We start from the raw sequence: 16,540 nt of genomic DNA, 5'->3' as shown, positions 1-16,540 counted from the left end.
GCACTTTGCTTTGCTGTTTGGGCGGCCAGCCCTCTAAAATTGGCCTGACGCGCGATCAGAGAGCCGATAAAGACCCATTGGAAACCCCTCGCACCGCTCGATCAATCCCCGTTTGATCAACTGTTTGAGAGTTCTGTGAAAAGTTGGCTGCGAAATCTCTTTCACGATCGGGTTGGCTCGAACAACATCCGTCGAACACATCTCGTCGCCAGCTTTATTCTCTTTGATACATGCACAGAACGCTAAGACGATGTCACGCTCATTGCGCGACAACTCATGCATTCCGAAATCCTTCTCCATCTCTTCGAGCAGTGAGCGCAGTTGTGCGATCTGCCCTAGTATTTTTGTATCCACTTTACACCTTTAACGCCACACCATCGCATCCAGGCGTTGTAATCAACGCATAGTCATTTCGACAACAACAAATCGGCAGGAAACCGCGTCTCCTGCCGTTATTCGGTAAGTTTTCCAGTTCTCTATCCCCCATCATCGTAGCATGTTCGGAAGAACGCGTTTGTCACTGCAAAGTGCAGAGCAACCGACGTCTCATATTTCGAAGCTGGCAGGCGCAGACTTGCATCTGCGATGTAGGAGTGATGCGGGTGCAAATCCGTTTCAACGAAGGAGCGTGACATGATCAGAATTGCCAGTGTGCTGTTGGCATGCCGAAGCTTGGCGAGATTGGCGATTGTACCATCGAGGTCCGGGATCATGTCCAGATCAACAGCAAGCAGGGTTTCGGATCCGTCACAGCGCGCAGCCAATTGTAGTGCTGATCGAAACTGGTTCAGGATCGTGAGGGACTGCATGCTGTCAGACAACTCAGTCAGCATAGACGTTGCAGTGGAGCCGCTTGGACAAATCAGAAAAACGTCCCGTGCCCACAGATCATCACCCGTATGCGGGGCGAATGCATCATTTGGTCCGCTGGCGGTGTTGTTCTCGGGCTGATCACTTCGCTGGGTAATCAGCGGGAAAGGCACCACGTTACTTCTAGGGCGTAAATCCCGTCTTGCAGTAGTCGAGCCGTTCTTGGAAACGGCATCGTAGCTGTAATTGCTTGAAAAGTCGTTATTATCCGGTTCAAATCCCGATTCGTAATAGTCCATCTTCTTCCCCAGGATAGTCCAAGTGAGAATTGCTGTTCGGGAGGGGTCGTGAATTTCCCCCTGTTTTTTAGAGGTTAGAGTTGCGCGCTACCCCTAGTGGTAGTCATTATGACTTTGGTTGTAGGTTGTCAATTCGGTCTTATTGCTTAAGCGCATGCTAATTTCGGTCGCCCCGTGACTTACCGACCCCGCGACTTACCGACAAAGTTGCATGGTGGCGGAGGTTTTGGTGCTGAGCGTTCGAATGGCTTGACCGCGATGCGTCTTGTCACTTTGACGGAGCTGATCTATACCGCGCTCGTTGACGCGGCGTGACGAGTCACGAGGAAATGCAGGGCCCCGGTTCATCGGTGGCCCTTAACTCGTTTGTTCCAACGCGACGTGTTGGCCAATAGCTCAACTTGACAAGACCGGCGGAGACAACCGCGCGGCCCGTAAAACTGAACATAGTTAGGAAAACGACGCCACATGGCTGATAAATTGATGGAGGAATTCGAAGCCCTCCTGCAAGAAAGCTTCGAAATGGACACGCCCGAAGAGGGTTCTGTTGTCAAAGGTAAGGTTCTCGCCATCGAGGCAGGCCAAGCAATCATCGACGTAGGCTACAAGATGGAAGGCCGCGTCGAGCTCAAAGAATTCGCAAATCCCGGTGAAGCGCCCGAAATCGCTGTCGGCGACGAGGTCGAAGTGTACCTGCGCGCCGCCGAGAATGCCCGCGGCGAAGCTGTCATCTCGCGCGAGATGGCCCGCCGCGAAGAAGCCTGGGATCGCCTGGAAAAAGCATATGCCGACGACGCCCGCGTCGAAGGGGCTATCTTTGGCCGCGTCAAGGGTGGCTTCACTGTCGACCTCGGCGGTGCCGTGGCCTTCTTGCCCGGCTCTCAGGTTGACGTCCGCCCCGTGCGTGACGCAGGCCCGCTAATGGGTCTGAAGCAGCCGTTCCAGATCCTGAAAATGGACCGTCGTCGTGGCAACATCGTTGTGTCGCGTCGCGCGATCCTCGAAGAATCGCGTGCCGAGCAGCGTGCTGAAGTCATCGGCAACTTGACCGAAGGTCAGAACGTCGATGGTGTGGTCAAGAACATCACTGAATACGGTGCGTTCGTTGATCTGGGCGGTGTTGACGGTCTGCTGCACGTCACAGACATGGCATGGCGCCGGGTGAACCACCCGTCCGAGATCCTCACCATCGGTGAGACGATCAAGGTGCAGGTCATCAAGATCAACAAAGAAACCCACCGCATCAGCCTGGGCATGAAGCAGTTGCAGGAAGATCCATGGGATCTGGTCGCCGCGAAGTACCCGCTGGAATCGACCCACACTGGCCGCGTGACCAACATCACCGACTACGGTGCGTTCGTCGAGCTGGAGCCCGGTGTCGAGGGCCTCGTTCACGTGTCCGAAATGTCCTGGACCAAGAAGAACGTGCATCCCGGCAAGATCGTTTCGACCTCGCAAGAAGTCGAAGTCATGGTTCTGGAAATCGACGGTTCCAAGCGCCGCGTGTCCCTGGGCCTGAAACAGACCATGCGCAACCCATGGGAAGTGTTTGCAGAAACGCACCCCGAGGGCACCGAGGTCGAAGGCGAAGTCAAGAACATCACCGAATTCGGTCTGTTCGTTGGCCTTGAAGGCGACATCGACGGCATGGTTCACCTAAGCGACCTGTCATGGGACCAGCGTGGCGAGGAAGCCATTCAGGATTACCGCAAGGGCGACATGGTCCACGCGGTTGTGTCCGAGGTGGATGTCGAGAAAGAGCGCATCTCGCTTTCGATCAAAGCGGTTGGCGGCGACAAGTTTGCCGAAGCCGTGGGCGGCGTGAAGCGCGGCTCGATCGTGACCGTGGAAGTGACAGCTATCGAAGATGGCGGTGTCGAAGTGGAATACGAAGGCATGAAATCCTTCATCCGCCGCTCCGACCTGTCGCGTGACCGCGCCGAACAGCGCCCCGAGCGGTTCTCGGTCGGTGACAAGGTTGATGTCCGCATCACCAACATCGACAGCAAGACGCGCCGTCTGGGCGTCTCGATCAAGGCACGTGAAATTGCCGAAGAGAAAGAAGCCGTGGAACAGTATGGTTCGTCCGACAGCGGCGCATCGCTGGGTGACATCCTTGGCGCAGCCCTGAAGGGCGACGAATAAGACTTTGTCCAACTGACAAGTTCGCGAGGGGCCCTGCGGGGCCCTTTTGCTGTCCGGAACATGGTATCGAGATCACGTATCGGTTTAGCTGTGCACAATGCTGCATCGCTGGACACGGCAGCGGATCAATGCTGATTTTCGTGCCATGGTCCTGTTCAGACATCAAAAAAACTGACTTCGCCCAAAATGGGGCTATTCCCGAAAGGCCCGTTTGTTCCTATAGTTACCGGACGCATAAAGACAAAAAACCGAGTCCCTCGGGAGGAATTAAAGATGATCCGGTCAGAGTTGATCCAGAAGATCGCAGATGAAAACCCACACCTGTATCAGAGAGACGTGGAGCGGATCGTGAACACCATATTTGACGAAGTGACGAACGCGATGTCGCGCGGGGATCGCGTCGAGTTGCGCGGCTTTGGTGCTTTTTCCGTGAAAAAGCGGGATGCGCGTACCGGTCGGAACCCCCGCACCGGCGAAACCGTGGAAGTCGAAGAAAAGCACGTACCCTTCTTCAAGACGGGTAAGTTACTGCGTGATCGTCTGAACGGGAAAGCTTGATGCGCTACATTCGCTATGCCTGCATTGCCATTTTTGCCGTGGCTTTGATTGCCGTTGCGCTGGCCAATCGTGGTATGGTGACGCTCAAGTTGCTTCCGACCGAGATTGCGGGTCTTTTTGCAGTCGCTCCGACTGTTGAACTGCCGCTGTTCGTCGTGATCTTTGGCGGGATTGTTGCGGGCTTGTTGGTTGGTTTCGTGTGGGAGTGGATGCGTGAACACGCCGTCCGCGCCGAGAATTCCCGCAACGCACGCGAAGTGCGGCGGCTGGACCGTGAGGTCAAGCGCCTTAAATCTGAGAAGCACGAAGGCAAGGACGAGGTGCTGGCGCTTTTGGACGAAGCCAGCTAAGCACTCAATATGCCCGGCGTGTCTGTCAAAATTTGCGGCCTGAGCCGCCTTGAGCACGTGTCTACAGCGGTGGACGCGGGCGCCAAGTACATTGGCCTTGTCTTCTTCCCGAAATCTCCGCGCAACGTAATATTGGAAACGGCTCGAACGCTTGCACTGGCTGTCCCGCCAGGTGTTGCAAAGGTTGCACTTGTTGTCGATCCTGATGACACATTCCTGGACGAGTTGACCGCGACTGTGCCGCTGGACATGCTGCAATTGCATGGTCAGGAAACACCCGAACGTGTGTCAGAGATCAAGAAACGCTACGGTCTGCCTGTCATGAAGGCAGTAGGGGTGGCGGATGCTTCGGACATTGAGGCTCTGGACATATATGGCCGGGTGGCGGACCAGATACTGGTCGACACCAAAGCCCCCAAGGGAGCTGATCGACCCGGTGGGAATGGGCAGACATTTGACTGGAGCCTGATTGCCGGTCGGCGCTGGCCCGTGCCATGGATGTTGGCCGGCGGATTGACCCAGGAGAACGTTGCGCAAGCAGTGGCTGCGACGGGTGCGCGGCAGATTGATCTAAGCTCTGCCGTGGAAACGGCGCCCGGTCAGAAAGATGCGGGCCTGATCCGCGACTTTATGACGGTCGCAAAGGCCGTCAGCTGACCCTTTACCCGGCCCACTAACCCCGCTAGGTCAAAAGCTCTGCAAGTGAGGTGCGCGATGGCCAACGATCTTTTCAACTCCTTCATGACCGGCCCGGATGAAAACGGGCGCTTTGGCGATTTTGGCGGACGGTTCGTGTCCGAGACGCTGATGCCGCTGATCCTGTCCTTGGAAGAGGAATATGAAAAGGCCAAGACTGACGATAGTTTCTGGGCTGAGATGGACCATTTGTGGAAGCACTATGTGGGTCGTCCCAGCCCTCTGTATTTTTCCGAACGCCTGACCGAACATCTAGGCGGTGCCAAGATCTATATGAAACGGGACGAGCTGAACCATACCGGCGCGCACAAAATCAACAACGTGCTGGGCCAGATCATCCTGGCCCGCCGTATGGGCAAGACCCGGATCATCGCCGAAACCGGGGCAGGGCAGCACGGTGTCGCCACGGCCACCGTCTGTGCGAAGTTCGGCCTGAAATGCGTTGTTTACATGGGCGCGCACGACGTTGAACGTCAGGCCCCCAACGTGTTCCGCATGAAGTTACTGGGCGCGGAAGTGATCCCGGTGACGTCGGGCCGCGGCACGCTCAAGGACGCGATGAATGACGCCCTGCGCGACTGGGTGACCAACGTACGTGATACGTTCTACTGCATCGGCACCGTGGCAGGTCCGCATCCGTATCCGGCCATGGTCCGTGATTTCCAAAGCATCATCGGCAAGGAAGTGCGCGAACAGATGGTTGAGGCGGAGGGGCGTTTCCCTGACACGCTCATCGCAGCCATCGGCGGCGGATCAAACGCAATGGGTCTGTTCTTCCCGTTCCTTGACGAGAAAGAGGTCGGGATCATCGGCGTCGAGGCTGGCGGCAAGGGTGTGAATGCCAAGATGGAACATTGTGCGTCGCTGACCGGTGGACGCCCGGGCGTGCTGCACGGCAACCGCACCTATCTGCTGCAAGACGACGATGGACAGATCCTCGAAGGCTTCTCGATCTCGGCTGGCCTTGACTATCCCGGTATCGGGCCCGAACACGCTTGGCTGCATGACATTGGACGGGCAGAATATGTGTCCATCACCGATGTCGAGGCGCTGGAAGCATTCCAGCTGTGCTGCACGACCGAAGGGATCATCCCTGCACTTGAACCCAGCCACGCGCTGGCCCATGTGATGAAAATCGCTCCGGAGCTTCCGTCCGATCACATCATCTGCATGAACATGTGTGGGCGCGGAGACAAGGATATCTTCACGGTCGCGCGCCACCTGGGCTTTGATATGTCTGGGCCGGAAGGGCGCAACGTCGAGTGAATCCACGCCGGGGTTTGAGGGGCACGGAGCCCCTCAAACCATGATGGTTTAGGCCAAAACAAAGTCGTTTTCGCCCAGGTCGAACCAGAACCGGTTGCTTGCATCATCCACAATCAGCGTTTCGGACCCGAAACGCACTGTCACGTTGTCCCACCCGGTTTGCCGTATGTCGAGTTGACTGAATGAGGTCGCACCCCAATCTGACACATCGATCAGGTCTTGTCCCTGTTCGAACGACTCGATGCGGTCTGTGTCCCCGTCGTAACTGAGCACAAATACGTCCGCGCCCGAGCCACCATTCAACGTATCTTGACCGTCTCCATCTGTAAGAACGTCATTTCCGTGTCCGCCTTCCAGTTTGTCGTTTCCGGTGCCGCCCTGCAAACGGTCGTTGCCACGCCCGCCTTTAAGCCAGTCATCGCCAGCGAACCCTTCCAGCGCATCGTCGCCTTCCTGTCCGCGCAAACGGTCGTCGAAAAGTGAGCCGAGAACATAGGCGTCGCCGCCGTGGTGACCGGTCGAGGTGAAGAACAGGTTGATGTCCTCGACCCAAGTGGTGTCACGGCGTTGGTCCGACAGATCTGCGATCACGATCACGCTGTCACGGTCAAGCTCGTCATAGAACTCGGACCGCAGGATGGTATTGAACGCATTGAGATAGGCGTGATCGAGATGAGCTGTCCACGCCAGAAGGTTAACAGGCGACGCCCCTGCCGAGAAAACCGGCGTATCATAGAGGTCGTTGAACAAGACGACGTTGTTCGTGCTGAACGCGTAGTCGTTGGAATTGCCCAAAAGCTGCGGGATGCCGTCGACAATGGCTCCGCCAATCGGGTCGTTTTCGAAGTCGAACGTGAAAACCTCGGCCCCGTTTGATAGGATGGCTGCGCCATTTTCAACCACGTAGTGTGCGGCGGCGCCGATGTAGTTGGCATCGACAAAGAAGCCGTCGAGAAAGCTGTCGCTGGTCTCGGCCAAGTTCACGGCCGCTCCGCCGCCAAGCGAATGACCTGTCACCAGGATATCATTCGCATCCAGTCCATTGGTCTGCGCGAGATCGCGGATGGCAGTTAGCACGTCTGAGAACGCTTCTTGGGTATAATTTGGATTGGCGCTTAGAAACTCGAGGTAGTCGAGTACGTCGCCCGTGGTGTCGCCGATGAGATCGTCAATCGGGCCTGATGTGCCGCGAATAACAAAACCGATTTCCACCAGATTTCCTGCGGAATCGTATTTTCCAAGCACATCGGCCTGTGCATTCTTGAATTGAGGGGTTGCGCCCGAAAACGTGTGGAACGCGTCGGTGCGGCTGTTCGGCAAACCCAAATCTGCCGCCGTCAATATTGTCCATCCAGCGGCTGTTACGTTCGAAACGGCGATGTCATTGCGGGCGCCACTGTCGGCGCCAAATAACAACTCGACGCCAGTGGCAGTAACACTGAATGGATTGTACCCATCTTCGAGATACCGTTCACGCTCCCCCGCGAACAGACCGTGATACGAGTAGTCGATCAGTGCCATTGCATCTTGCACAAGTGTGCGGCCATTCTGACCGCGATAGTCAAATAATCCCATGTTTTCCTCCCTGGGCACGCTACCGATGCGTGTAATTGCAGCGTGCGAGAGGCAGGTTTTTTACGTCAATCGAAGGGGCAGGCGGACCAAACGTCAACTTGGCGATGACGTTGCGTTCCTTTGATAAAGTTGCCCTAGTTTCCGGAAAGATATTGATTTTATGCAGAAAAGGTAGCGGTCATGCTATTCAGGCTGCGTGTTGCTGCAGAACATCCAATGGCACGATGTCGAGCGCGCGTTGGTGTGTCGCTGCGAGCGACACTTTTGGTGCGCAGCCTTCGTCGTGTGCCTGTAGAAAGCGGGAGGCACACAAGCACCAGCTGTCGCCGGGCTTTAGCCCTGCAAAACGGAATTCAGGGCGCGGTGTGCTCAGGTCATTGCCGACATATTTTGAATACGCGAGGAATTCGGCCGTCATCACCGCACATACTGTGTGACTGCCTTGGTCTGCGGCGCAGGTATTGCAATGCCCATCCCGGAAGAAGCCGGTGACAGGGTCCATGCCGCAGGCTTGCAGTGCAGTGCCCAGCACGTTGACGCTTTCATCCGGTTCCATCTCTCACTCCGTTGCGATCACGATCTCGCGGAACATGTCGATGTTGGCATCATTCACGCCCGCTTCGCGAAACTGGCGATCAGCCGCAGTCGTGACGATTACGACACCCGCCTGCTGATCGATATAGAGGTATTGCCCGTAGATACCACGCCCCATGAACTGACCCTCGGTTGCGCCAGCTGGAATCCACCATTGATACCCGTAACCGATGCGACCCGGTTCTGTCGGCGCGCTGGCGTGGGTCGAGGCAGCTATCCAGTCCGCGGGCACGATCTGTTGGCCTTGCCACATGCCGTTCTGCAGGATCATCTGCCCAAAACGGGCGTAGTCCCGCGTGGTGATATTCAGACCGCCAAGCACAAAGGCGACACCGACGCCGTCTGTCAGGTAGAGGGGGAGTGTTCAAGCCCGAGCGGCTCAATCAGCTTTTCCGCCATCAGATCGGGGATATCGCGCCCCGTGGCGCCGCGCGCAACCATTCCAACAATATGGGTGTCGATTGACGTGTATTGCCACGTCTCGCCCGGCTGGACGAAGGTTTCGGTCAACCCGGCTGCGAAGTCATCCATCTTGCCGCCCAAGGCGAGAACACGGCCCATCCGGTTGATATCGCTGTCATAATCTAGGTAGTCCTCGTCAAATGTGACGCCGCTCGTCATTTGCAGGACATTACGGATCGTGGCGCCATCATAGGCTCCACCTTTGAGCATGGGCGCGTAGTCTGTGACCGGGGCATCCAGTGATGTGATGGCACCTTCATCAACCAGAATGCCGAACAGGGCTGAGAGATAGCTTTTTGCGACGGACCAGCTGATCCGCCGGTCATCGGGTTTCGTGCCTTGGTAGTACGCCTCGTGCACGATTTGACCGTCTTTAAGCACCAGCGTTGATGTGACTGTCCTGTCGGTGACCCAGGTTTCGTAGGTGGTGGGCATATCCGTGGCTATGCCCACGGGCAACGGGCTGACTGGTCCCGAGCCGTTGGAGATTTCTCTGTGGAGAAATGCCCCATCCATGTTGGAGAAATTCGACACGATCCGATCTTCGTTGAATAACGAGTTGACTGCGAGCAGTCGCATGATCTCCTCTCGCTTCCAAAAACCAACCAATACAACGGCAATAATCAACGCAATGATTGCACGAATTATCCATTTTAAAACAATTCGCATCTTTATCCTCCACCCCGCGCATTTATTCACAGGGCCGCATCGTCAGGCAATTGTGCCCCGGCGTCAGCCTGTCCAGTTGATCCAGCGACCGTGAAAGTCGGCACGACCGAGGTTCAGGGTGACGTCACCGGGCCAGAGCCGCAAGGTCAGAGCCGCGCCAATGGCACCGGTTGTGTCACCATCTGTTTCCATTTGCATCCAGGCAAGGGGTGTTTCCGGCGTTGCATTTGCGCCCGCCGCTTCGATCAATGCTGTGCCTTTATCTTGTTTTTCCTTGGGAAAATACTGCCAGGCGACCGTGTGCTGGATCATGTGCATATGCCCTTCGGGCGCGGAAGCGAGGCGGGTTTCGAGCCAGTCAATGGCGTCCCCCTTGTCCACCTGTGCTGACAGGATCGACATGGCGCCGCGCGTCAGTTCCACCCGGTGTGGCTGGTCTGCCCAGAGGTAGGATAGCAGACGCAACGTGTCATTTTTATCATTGAGATTCAACGGATTGAGGTCCACGCCTGACCTATCGACGACGTGTGGGAGACTGGTTGGTGGTGTTGGGCCTGACCATTCTGGTTGCAGTGTCAGCACAGCATCTTGCGGGCCGAAGCGGTCTCCGTTTGCTTGGAGCGCGAAACGATCCCACATCAGGTTCAAACCACCGCTTGCGCCCAGCTCGGACAGAACGATTGGTCGATCGAAGTAAGACGTCGCTACCCGGGCCATGGCAATCAGCGCAGCGCTGCGCCGGACTTCATTTGTCTGGGGTGCGTTCAGTGTCCAGTCGAGGAAGAAATCCTCGCTTGTTTTCAGGGCATTAACGACAGCTGTCTCAAGGGTTGCATCATCTGCTATATTCGGAGGATAGGCGGCCGCGAGGGCGGGGTCCTTGGCCTGCAGCACAAGTGCGTGCAGACCGCCTCCGATCCGTAGAGGCAGGGAATGGCCGGCAGGGCCAATATCCCCCTGATATTCCTCCATTTTCTGACCCAATGCGCTGGTTGCGTCCCATCGATTTGCGAGGATTTTCAACACACGTCCCATGAGGGGGAGCCCATACGGGTGCAGGTTTCGGATTGATCGAGGAAGGCTTGGGTCAACGTCATGAAAAGCGGTCCATCAGTTTCTGAAGGGCGGATCGTGTGTCTGCCTGCTTGGTTTGAATATCTTCTGAAGTCTTTGGCTTTTCAGACTTTTCCCTGCCTGACCCCGACCGTGGCGGGGCGGTGCGCAGGGCAACGGCATTCATGAACTTTGGCCCATCCCCAGTCGCCAGATGCGGCGCGCCGTCTGAACATCCGCGGATCACGTCATCAAGCCATGCCTCATCCGCCTTGGGAAAGTCGCGCAGCACATAGCCGGGCACGGCATCCTTATGGCCCGGATGGCCGACCCCCAGACGGACGCGAGCATAATCGGCACCGATATGTGCATGCAGGGATCGCAGCCCGTTGTGACCGGCGTGACCACCGCCCACTTTCCAGCGTACCTTGCCGGGGGCAAGATCGATTTCGTCATGTAAAACAATGACATCCTCTGCATCTAACTTGTAGAACCGCATCGCGGCCCCCACACTGTCACCGGATTTGTTCATGTAGGTTTCCGGCTTCAGAAGGACCACACGGTTGGACCCGAAACGTCCCTCGGACACCACGCCCTGATGTTTGGATTTCCACGCCGGGAAGCCGTGATCCGAGGCAATCCGGTCCAGAACCATGAACCCGATATTGTGTCGGTTCCGGACATATTTCGCGCCTGGGTTTCCCAGTCCGACGATGAGTTTCATTGCGGTCCTCGCTTGATGTTGCAGCGCAGCATAGGGAAGGGGGCATGGGTGGTCCAGCCAAGTCTAAACGCACCGTGCGATGGGGGTTTACGCGGCGTGGCGGATGAAACTGCACAGTTTCACGCTGAAACCGCGATATTCTGCCGGTCTGAAATCCCCGGGTTTCGACCGGTTTTCCACAAACTGCACAGTTTTGTCACCAAACTGCGCATATTGCCTATCTCATGGCCGTTAACGCATTGGTAAGCATTAACCTTTGTGCCGAGTGGTTTACGCTTTGTTAAAGACCGGTGGTCTGACCCCAAAACAAAAGGGCCGCCCCGATCAGGAGCGGCCCTCGTAACGTTGGTCCTTGGCAGGACGGTTTATTCTTCACCACCCTCTTCGGTGGTGGCCTCTTCGGCTTCGTCCTCAGCACCTTCTTCGTTTTCGGAAGACCGCAGGCCGGACGGCGCGGTGATCGTCGCGATCACAAAGTCACGGTCGATGGTCGGCTTGGCGCCTGCGGGCAGTGTCACCGACGATATGGTGATGCTGTCGCCGACTTCGGCTTCGCTGACGTCGATGCTGATGCTTTCAGGGATATCGCCGGCTGTCACGACCAATTCCACCTCGGGGCGGACCAGCGACAGCACGCCGCCTTTTTTCAGGCCGGGCGAGACGTCTTCACCTTCCACATCAACACCGATGAACAGGTTGATCTTGGTGGTGCGGCGCAGGCGCATGAAGTCCACGTGCGTCGGCAGGTCCTTGACCACGTCGCGCTGCACGTCGCGGCAGATGACGCGCACGTCGTCGTGGCCGTCGACCTTCATGTTGAACAGGGTCGACTTGAAGCGACCGGCTTTCAACATTTTCAGCAGCTTGTTGAAGGGCAGATTGATTGGCAGCGGATCGTTGTCACCACCAAAAACAATCCCTGGAACCATGCCGTCGCGGCGGGCCTGACGAGCGGCGCCCTTGCCTGTCCCCGTACGTTCCAGGGCTTCGAGATCAGGAATCTCTCCAGCCATAGTATTTCTCCAAAGTTAGGGCAGGGTGCCTCCAAGGCTGTCACCCCGCGTGAAGGCTGCGTCTTAGACCGGTTCCCGCCGCTTGAAAAGATGCAAAATGCGCAGTCTGGGGCTGGACCATGGCAGCGGCCCGTGTCACCGCTTGGTCATGCGGATATTGAGCGATCTCTTTGCGTCTCGCCGCGCTTTGGCGGGCTTTGTTGTCGTTGGCTTTGGCTGGGCCGCGTTTTCGGCGCAGATGCCTGTGATCAAGGCGCAGGTGGGCGTGGGCGACGGGGCCTGGGGCACGCTGATCCTGATCGGGTCGACCGGTGCATTGATGGCGATGTGGCTCGCACCATTGTTCTATCGTCTGTTCGGGCGGTGGGCGATGATCGTGGGGGCGGCCTGCATGGTGGCGGGGTTCGTGTTGGCCGGTGCTGCGCATACGCCCATTGTCATTGGCATCGCGCTTTTCTTTGCGGCCGGGGGCTCCGGCATTGCGGATGTGTTGGCCAATGCCGAGGTCAGCGAGGCCGAGGCGGATACGGGCCGCAGTCTGATGAATCTGAACCACGGCTTGTTCTCGGTTGCCTATGCGGTGGCCGCGATCGGGGTTGGGATTGCGCGTGAGGGCGGGTTTGGCCCCGTCGCGGTTTTTGCTGCGATGGGCTTGGCCGTCGCCGTCCTGTTCCCGTGGATGGTGCTGCCCATGCGCGCGCAGGCCGAGGAAGACGCACAGGACGCGACGGGCATGCCCCGTGCCCTTGTGTGGGTCGGTGGACTTGTGGTTCTGGCAGCCTTCCTGGGCGAAGCGGCATCCGAAGGCTGGTCCGCGCTGCATGTCGAACGCACGCTGGGCGGTGGCCCGGCAGAGGGCGCGATGGGCCCGGCCTTGCTGGCGGTTGGCATGGCTGTTGGCCGCCTTGGCGGGCATGTGTTCGGGGCCGGTTGGCCGCCACTGCGCGTCATGATGCTGGCGTCCTGCATCGCAGGCTTCGGGCTTGCGCTGGCGGGCATGGCACCGGGGTTGAACACGGCCTACCTTGGCTTCCTGCTGGGGGGCTTGGGGGTTTCGGTTGTTGGCCCATTGGCGCTTGGCCTTGTCGGGCAGGCCGTGCGTCCAAAATATCGTCTGGCGGCGATCAGCCAGGCGGCAGCACTGGGATACGCTGCGTTCTTCCTGGGCCCGGTCATCATGGGGTTCGTGGCCGAAGGGTTTGGCTTGCGCGTATCCTTCTATGTCATCGCGGGCATCATGTTTGCGGTCGCGGCCATCCTGTTGCCTGCATGGAGCCGGATGCTGACGGCGCGCACCACGTCCATGTCTTCTTCTGGCTGAAAATACCGCGGGGTCTGGGGCAGAGCCCCAGCCGGTCGCCTCAGTATACTGAGGCGAAATCCCTTACTGCCACTGGCCTTCGAAGCCTTTGGGCACCAGAAGATTATGCCGCCCGAGATTGGCCACGTTCGTCTCGCCACACAGGGCCATTGTCGTGTCCAGCTCGCGGTGAATCACATACAGTGCTTCCGTCACGCCAGCTTGCCCCATGGCGCCCAGCCCATAGACAAAGGCACGGCCGATATAGGTGCCTTTTGCACCCATCGCCAACGCCTTGAGCACGTCCTGACCGGAGCGGATGCCGCTGTCGAGATGCACTTCGATCTGATCGCCCACTGCGTCGAGGATCGGGGGCAGGGCGCGGATGGAGGACAGCGCACCATCAAGTTGTCGCCCGCCGTGGTTTGACACGATGATGGCGTCGGCACCGACCTTGAGCGCCATTTTCGCGTCATCCGCATCCAGAATGCCCTTGAGGATGACCTTGCCGCCCCATTGCTCTTTCAGCTTGGCGACCTTGTCCCAATCGAGGGTCGGGTCGAACTGCTCTGCCGTCCACGCGCCCAGGGATGAAGCATCGCTGATCCCGTCCACGTGGCCCACGATGTTGCCGAATTCGCGCCGTTTGGCTGACAGCATTTCGATGCCCCAGGCCCATTTGGTGGCGAGGTTCGCAAGTGTCCTGGCCGTCAGCTTGGGCGGGGCGGAGAGGCCGTTTTTCAAATCCTTGTGCCGCTGTCCAAGGATCTGCAGATCGAGCGTGATGACGAGGGCCGAACAGTTCGCATCCTTCGCCCGTCGGATCAGGCGGCTGACATAGTCCTGATCCTTCATCGTATAAAGCTGGAACCAGAAGGGGGCGTTGGTGAAGCCTGCCACATCCTCGATCGAGTTGATGGACATGGTTGACAGGGTGAAGGGGACGCCGAATTTTTCCGCCGCCCGCGCCGCCTTCATCTCTCCGTCGGCGTGCTGCATGCCGGTAAGGCCAACGGGGGCGAGGGCCACGGGCATCGCGACGTCCTGCCCGATCATCTGGGAAGCGGTGCTGCGCCCGGACATGTCGACGGCCACGCGCTGGCGCAGGCGAATGTCATCAAAATCGGAGGAATTGTCGCGGAATGTCTGCTCGGTCCAGCTTCCGGATTCGCAATAGTCATAGAACATCCGGGGCACGCGGCGTTCGTAGAGGCGCTTGAGATCTTCGATATTGGTGATGACGGGCATGGCGAACCTTCGGTATTGGTTAGGTTTGCTTACCAATTTGGTGCGTTTCAAACAAGAGATGATGTGGCGTTCAGGATTGTAGTGCGAAGTGGAACTTGTTTTGTGCGATATCGCATTATATCAACTATATAGTTCGAAATCGCACCAATGGAAACTCCGATGTCCTTATCCCGTCGCAAAACGCTTGCCCTGATTGGAGGTGGATCGATCCTCGCCGCCTCTGGTGCCGGGGCGTTTGCCGTGACCCGCACGCCGCAGACCGCCCTGAAACCGTGGTCGCTTGCGGGCACCTATGCCGAACCCCGGATGCGGGCGCTGTCCTATGCCATCCTCGCCCCTAACCCGCACAACCGGCAGCCCTGGCAGGTTGATCTGCGCACCGCAGGCGAGGTCACGCTGCGTGTCGATACGGATCGCTTGTTGCCCCATACCGATCCGTTCAGCCGTCAGATTGTGGTGGGCCTGGGCTGTTTCCTGGAGCTGATGGTGCTGGCCGCGGCGCAGGATGGGATTGGGGTGGAGCTGGATGTGTTTTCGGATGGAGAGGACACGACCGTGCTGGACGATCGCCGGGTGGCCGTGGCGCGGCTCACGCCCGGCGCGGCAGAGCCGTCGCCTTTGTTTGCGCATGTGATGGACCGGCGATCGTTGAAAGAGCCATATGACACGGAGCGGCCCGTGGCGCAGGCGGTGTTGCAGAGCATCATGGCGCCCGTCATCCGGGGGGCGGGCGTTGAGACCAGCAATGATCCGGACCGCGTTGCGGCCCTGCGCCTGCTGACCGCCCGCGCCTTTGACATCGAGTTCGAGACGCCGCGCACGTACAAGGAAAGCGTGGACCTGTTCCGGATCGGGCATCGCGAGGTGGATGCGAACCCGGATGGCATCGACTTTTCCGGGCCGCAATTTGAGGCCCTGCGTCTGGCTGGTCTGTTCAGTCGCGAGGCGGCGATGGACCGGGATGGGCTGTCTTACAGGCAGGGGCTTGAGATGGTGAAGGCCACGGCGATGACCGGCATGGCCTATGTCTGGTTGACGACGGCGGGCAACAGCCGCGCCGATCAGATCACGGCGGGGCGCGATTGGCTGCGTCTGAACCTTGCCACCACAGCCGCCGGGTTGGGCATGCAGCCGATGAGCCAGACGTTGCAGGAATTCCCGGAGATGGCTGCCCTTTACGACGAAGCGCATGGGATGCTGGCGAAGGGGGGCGAAACCGTGCAAATGTTGGGGCGATTGGGCTATGGCGCGGCTGTGCCGCACAGCCCGCGTTGGGATTTGGAAAGCAAGATCGTGCATGCATAACACTGACCCGTCGGTCTTTTTCGAAGTGTTCAACGAGATCGGCATCATCGAACAGTTGAGCCGCGCCATCCTTGAGGCGCGGCTTCCGCATGGGCTGATTGCCCCGCATTTTTCCGTGTTGAACCATCTTACCCGTGTGTCGGATGGACGCACGCCGGTGGAGATGGCGCGCGCCTTTCAAGTGCCCAAGACATCTATGACCCACACTTTGAAGGGGCTGGAGGCACATGGGTTGGTGGAAACACGGCCCAATCCCGAGGATGGGCGATCAAAGCGCGTTTGGCTGACGCAGGCAGGCCGCGATCTGCGCGCCGAGGTGATTGCTGCCCTTGGGCCTGACTTCGCGAAGCTCGCCCGAGAGTTTGACGTGGCGCGGTTGGTCGAGATCCGACCGGTGTTGAGCGATCTGCGTGCATATTTGGACGCCGCACGCGATTGATGCTGGGGTGGCACAGGACACCTAAGCCTTACGC

At 58.3% G+C, this 16,540-nt stretch carries 16 protein-coding genes and 1 pseudogene; 8 read left to right on the top strand and 9 right to left on the bottom strand.

The genetic code is table 11. From position 1 onward, the window contains the following. Positions 1-33: 33 nt before the first annotated feature. Both ACZ1HN_RS19420 and ACZ1HN_RS19415 read right to left on the bottom strand, forming a co-directional pair. On the bottom strand, positions 34-354 hold the full coding sequence (locus tag ACZ1HN_RS19420; protein ID WP_299202010.1) for a hypothetical protein: 321 nt from the start codon (positions 352-354) through the stop codon (positions 34-36). Between the two features lie 122 nt (positions 355-476). Beyond that, positions 477-1,109, bottom strand: a complete 633-nt coding sequence (locus ACZ1HN_RS19415) for a hypothetical protein (RefSeq protein WP_472728682.1) — start codon at positions 1,107-1,109, stop codon at positions 477-479. Positions 1,110-1,592: 483 nt separating this feature from the next. Between ACZ1HN_RS19415 and rpsA the strand changes: the two genes are divergently transcribed. The 5 genes from rpsA (at position 1,593) to trpB (ending at position 6,124) form a co-directional block, all read left to right on the top strand. Further along, positions 1,593-3,254 carry a 30S ribosomal protein S1 gene (gene rpsA, locus ACZ1HN_RS19410; protein ID WP_472729354.1) on the top strand — a complete coding sequence of 554 codons (1,662 nt, stop codon included), beginning with the start codon at positions 1,593-1,595 and terminating at the stop codon, positions 3,252-3,254. Between the two features lie 273 nt (positions 3,255-3,527). Then, a complete protein-coding gene (ihfB, locus tag ACZ1HN_RS19405) occupies positions 3,528-3,812 on the top strand; it encodes an integration host factor subunit beta (RefSeq protein WP_076626727.1) in 285 nt (94 codons plus the stop codon). Then, positions 3,812-4,162, top strand: coding sequence for a LapA family protein (locus ACZ1HN_RS19400; protein ID WP_472728681.1), 351 nt, complete (start codon positions 3,812-3,814; stop codon positions 4,160-4,162). Before ihfB ends, ACZ1HN_RS19400 begins: the two co-directional genes overlap by 1 nt. 9 nt (positions 4,163-4,171) lie before the next feature. Next, positions 4,172-4,819, top strand: coding sequence for a phosphoribosylanthranilate isomerase (locus ACZ1HN_RS19395; RefSeq protein ID WP_472728680.1), 648 nt, complete (start codon positions 4,172-4,174; stop codon positions 4,817-4,819). Between the two features lie 57 nt (positions 4,820-4,876). Continuing rightward, positions 4,877-6,124, top strand: a complete 1,248-nt coding sequence (gene trpB / locus ACZ1HN_RS19390) for a tryptophan synthase subunit beta (RefSeq protein ID WP_299202027.1) — start codon at positions 4,877-4,879, stop codon at positions 6,122-6,124. 48 nt (positions 6,125-6,172) lie between these two features. Here the strand turns inward: trpB and ACZ1HN_RS19385 are convergent, their stop codons facing one another. From ACZ1HN_RS19385 to ACZ1HN_RS19360, 6 genes and pseudogenes are all read right to left on the bottom strand, one after another. Continuing rightward, complete coding sequence (locus ACZ1HN_RS19385; RefSeq protein ID WP_472728679.1) at positions 6,173-7,699, bottom strand: hypothetical protein; 1,527 nt, start codon at positions 7,697-7,699, stop codon at positions 6,173-6,175. 187 nt (positions 7,700-7,886) lie between these two features. Further along, the gene (locus tag ACZ1HN_RS19380) at positions 7,887-8,255 is read right to left on the bottom strand and encodes a DUF2237 family protein (RefSeq protein ID WP_299202032.1); all 369 of its coding nucleotides are present in this window, start codon (positions 8,253-8,255) and stop codon (positions 7,887-7,889) included. Between the two features lie 3 nt (positions 8,256-8,258). Next, a pseudogene (locus ACZ1HN_RS19375) lies at positions 8,259-9,424 on the bottom strand (serine hydrolase domain-containing protein). 63 nt (positions 9,425-9,487) lie between these two features. Continuing rightward, positions 9,488-10,459: a DUF2332 domain-containing protein gene (locus tag ACZ1HN_RS19370; RefSeq protein ID WP_472728678.1), complete on the bottom strand. Its 972-nt coding sequence runs from the start codon at positions 10,457-10,459 to the stop codon at positions 9,488-9,490. Between the two features lie 58 nt (positions 10,460-10,517). Beyond that, the gene (gene pth, locus ACZ1HN_RS19365; RefSeq protein ID WP_472728677.1) at positions 10,518-11,201 is read right to left on the bottom strand and encodes an aminoacyl-tRNA hydrolase; all 684 of its coding nucleotides are present in this window, start codon (positions 11,199-11,201) and stop codon (positions 10,518-10,520) included. 365 nt (positions 11,202-11,566) lie between these two features. Continuing rightward, positions 11,567-12,214, bottom strand: coding sequence for a 50S ribosomal protein L25/general stress protein Ctc (locus ACZ1HN_RS19360; RefSeq protein ID WP_299599109.1), 648 nt, complete (start codon positions 12,212-12,214; stop codon positions 11,567-11,569). Positions 12,215-12,362: 148 nt separating this feature from the next. On the opposite strand from ACZ1HN_RS19360, the gene ACZ1HN_RS19355 reads away from it, so the two are divergent. Continuing rightward, positions 12,363-13,535 carry an MFS transporter gene (locus tag ACZ1HN_RS19355; protein ID WP_472728676.1) on the top strand — a complete coding sequence of 391 codons (1,173 nt, stop codon included), beginning with the start codon at positions 12,363-12,365 and terminating at the stop codon, positions 13,533-13,535. A gap of 63 nt (positions 13,536-13,598) precedes the next feature. On the opposite strand, the gene ACZ1HN_RS19350 is transcribed toward ACZ1HN_RS19355, so the two are convergent. Next, the gene (locus tag ACZ1HN_RS19350) at positions 13,599-14,762 is read right to left on the bottom strand and encodes an alpha-hydroxy acid oxidase (protein ID WP_472728675.1); all 1,164 of its coding nucleotides are present in this window, start codon (positions 14,760-14,762) and stop codon (positions 13,599-13,601) included. A 159-nt stretch (positions 14,763-14,921) separates the two neighbouring features. Between ACZ1HN_RS19350 and ACZ1HN_RS19345 the strand changes: the two genes are divergently transcribed. Beyond that, a complete protein-coding gene (locus ACZ1HN_RS19345) occupies positions 14,922-16,067 on the top strand; it encodes an Acg family FMN-binding oxidoreductase (protein ID WP_472728674.1) in 1,146 nt (381 codons plus the stop codon). Next, positions 16,060-16,506 (top strand): MarR family winged helix-turn-helix transcriptional regulator, encoded by a 447-nt coding sequence (locus ACZ1HN_RS19340; RefSeq protein ID WP_472728673.1) that lies wholly within the window; start codon positions 16,060-16,062, stop codon positions 16,504-16,506. Before ACZ1HN_RS19345 ends, ACZ1HN_RS19340 begins: the two co-directional genes overlap by 8 nt. The last annotated feature ends 34 nt before the right edge of the window (positions 16,507-16,540 follow it).

It is taken from the genome of Tateyamaria sp. GN1-10 (genome assembly GCF_055693845.1).
Note: the sequence above shows the minus strand (reverse complement) of the source record. Positions and strands in the feature narration are given on the sequence as shown.

Bases quoted from the DNA above. Each gene is read 5' to 3' on its own strand.
- ACZ1HN_RS19415 (WP_472728682.1), bottom strand. From the start codon at position 1,109: ATGGACTATTACGAATCGGGATTTGAACCGGATAATAACGACTTTTCA.
- rpsA (WP_472729354.1), top strand. From the start codon at position 1,593: ATGGAGGAATTCGAAGCCCTCCTGCAAGAAAGCTTCGAAATGGACACG.
- ihfB (WP_076626727.1), top strand. From the start codon at position 3,528: ATGATCCGGTCAGAGTTGATCCAGAAGATCGCAGATGAAAACCCACAC.
- ACZ1HN_RS19400 (WP_472728681.1), top strand. From the start codon at position 3,812: ATGCGCTACATTCGCTATGCCTGCATTGCCATTTTTGCCGTGGCTTTG.
- ACZ1HN_RS19395 (WP_472728680.1), top strand. From the start codon at position 4,172: ATGCCCGGCGTGTCTGTCAAAATTTGCGGCCTGAGCCGCCTTGAGCAC.
- trpB (WP_299202027.1), top strand. From the start codon at position 4,877: ATGGCCAACGATCTTTTCAACTCCTTCATGACCGGCCCGGATGAAAAC.
- ACZ1HN_RS19385 (WP_472728679.1), bottom strand. From the start codon at position 7,699: ATGGGATTATTTGACTATCGCGGTCAGAATGGCCGCACACTTGTGCAA.
- ACZ1HN_RS19380 (WP_299202032.1), bottom strand. From the start codon at position 8,255: ATGGAACCGGATGAAAGCGTCAACGTGCTGGGCACTGCACTGCAAGCC.
- ACZ1HN_RS19370 (WP_472728678.1), bottom strand. From the start codon at position 10,459: ATGGGACGTGTGTTGAAAATCCTCGCAAATCGATGGGACGCAACCAGC.
- pth (WP_472728677.1), bottom strand. From the start codon at position 11,201: ATGAAACTCATCGTCGGACTGGGAAACCCAGGCGCGAAATATGTCCGG.
- ACZ1HN_RS19360 (WP_299599109.1), bottom strand. From the start codon at position 12,214: ATGGCTGGAGAGATTCCTGATCTCGAAGCCCTGGAACGTACGGGGACA.
- ACZ1HN_RS19355 (WP_472728676.1), top strand. From the start codon at position 12,363: ATGCGGATATTGAGCGATCTCTTTGCGTCTCGCCGCGCTTTGGCGGGC.
- ACZ1HN_RS19350 (WP_472728675.1), bottom strand. From the start codon at position 14,762: ATGCCCGTCATCACCAATATCGAAGATCTCAAGCGCCTCTACGAACGC.
- ACZ1HN_RS19345 (WP_472728674.1), top strand. From the start codon at position 14,922: ATGTCCTTATCCCGTCGCAAAACGCTTGCCCTGATTGGAGGTGGATCG.
- ACZ1HN_RS19340 (WP_472728673.1), top strand. From the start codon at position 16,060: ATGCATAACACTGACCCGTCGGTCTTTTTCGAAGTGTTCAACGAGATC.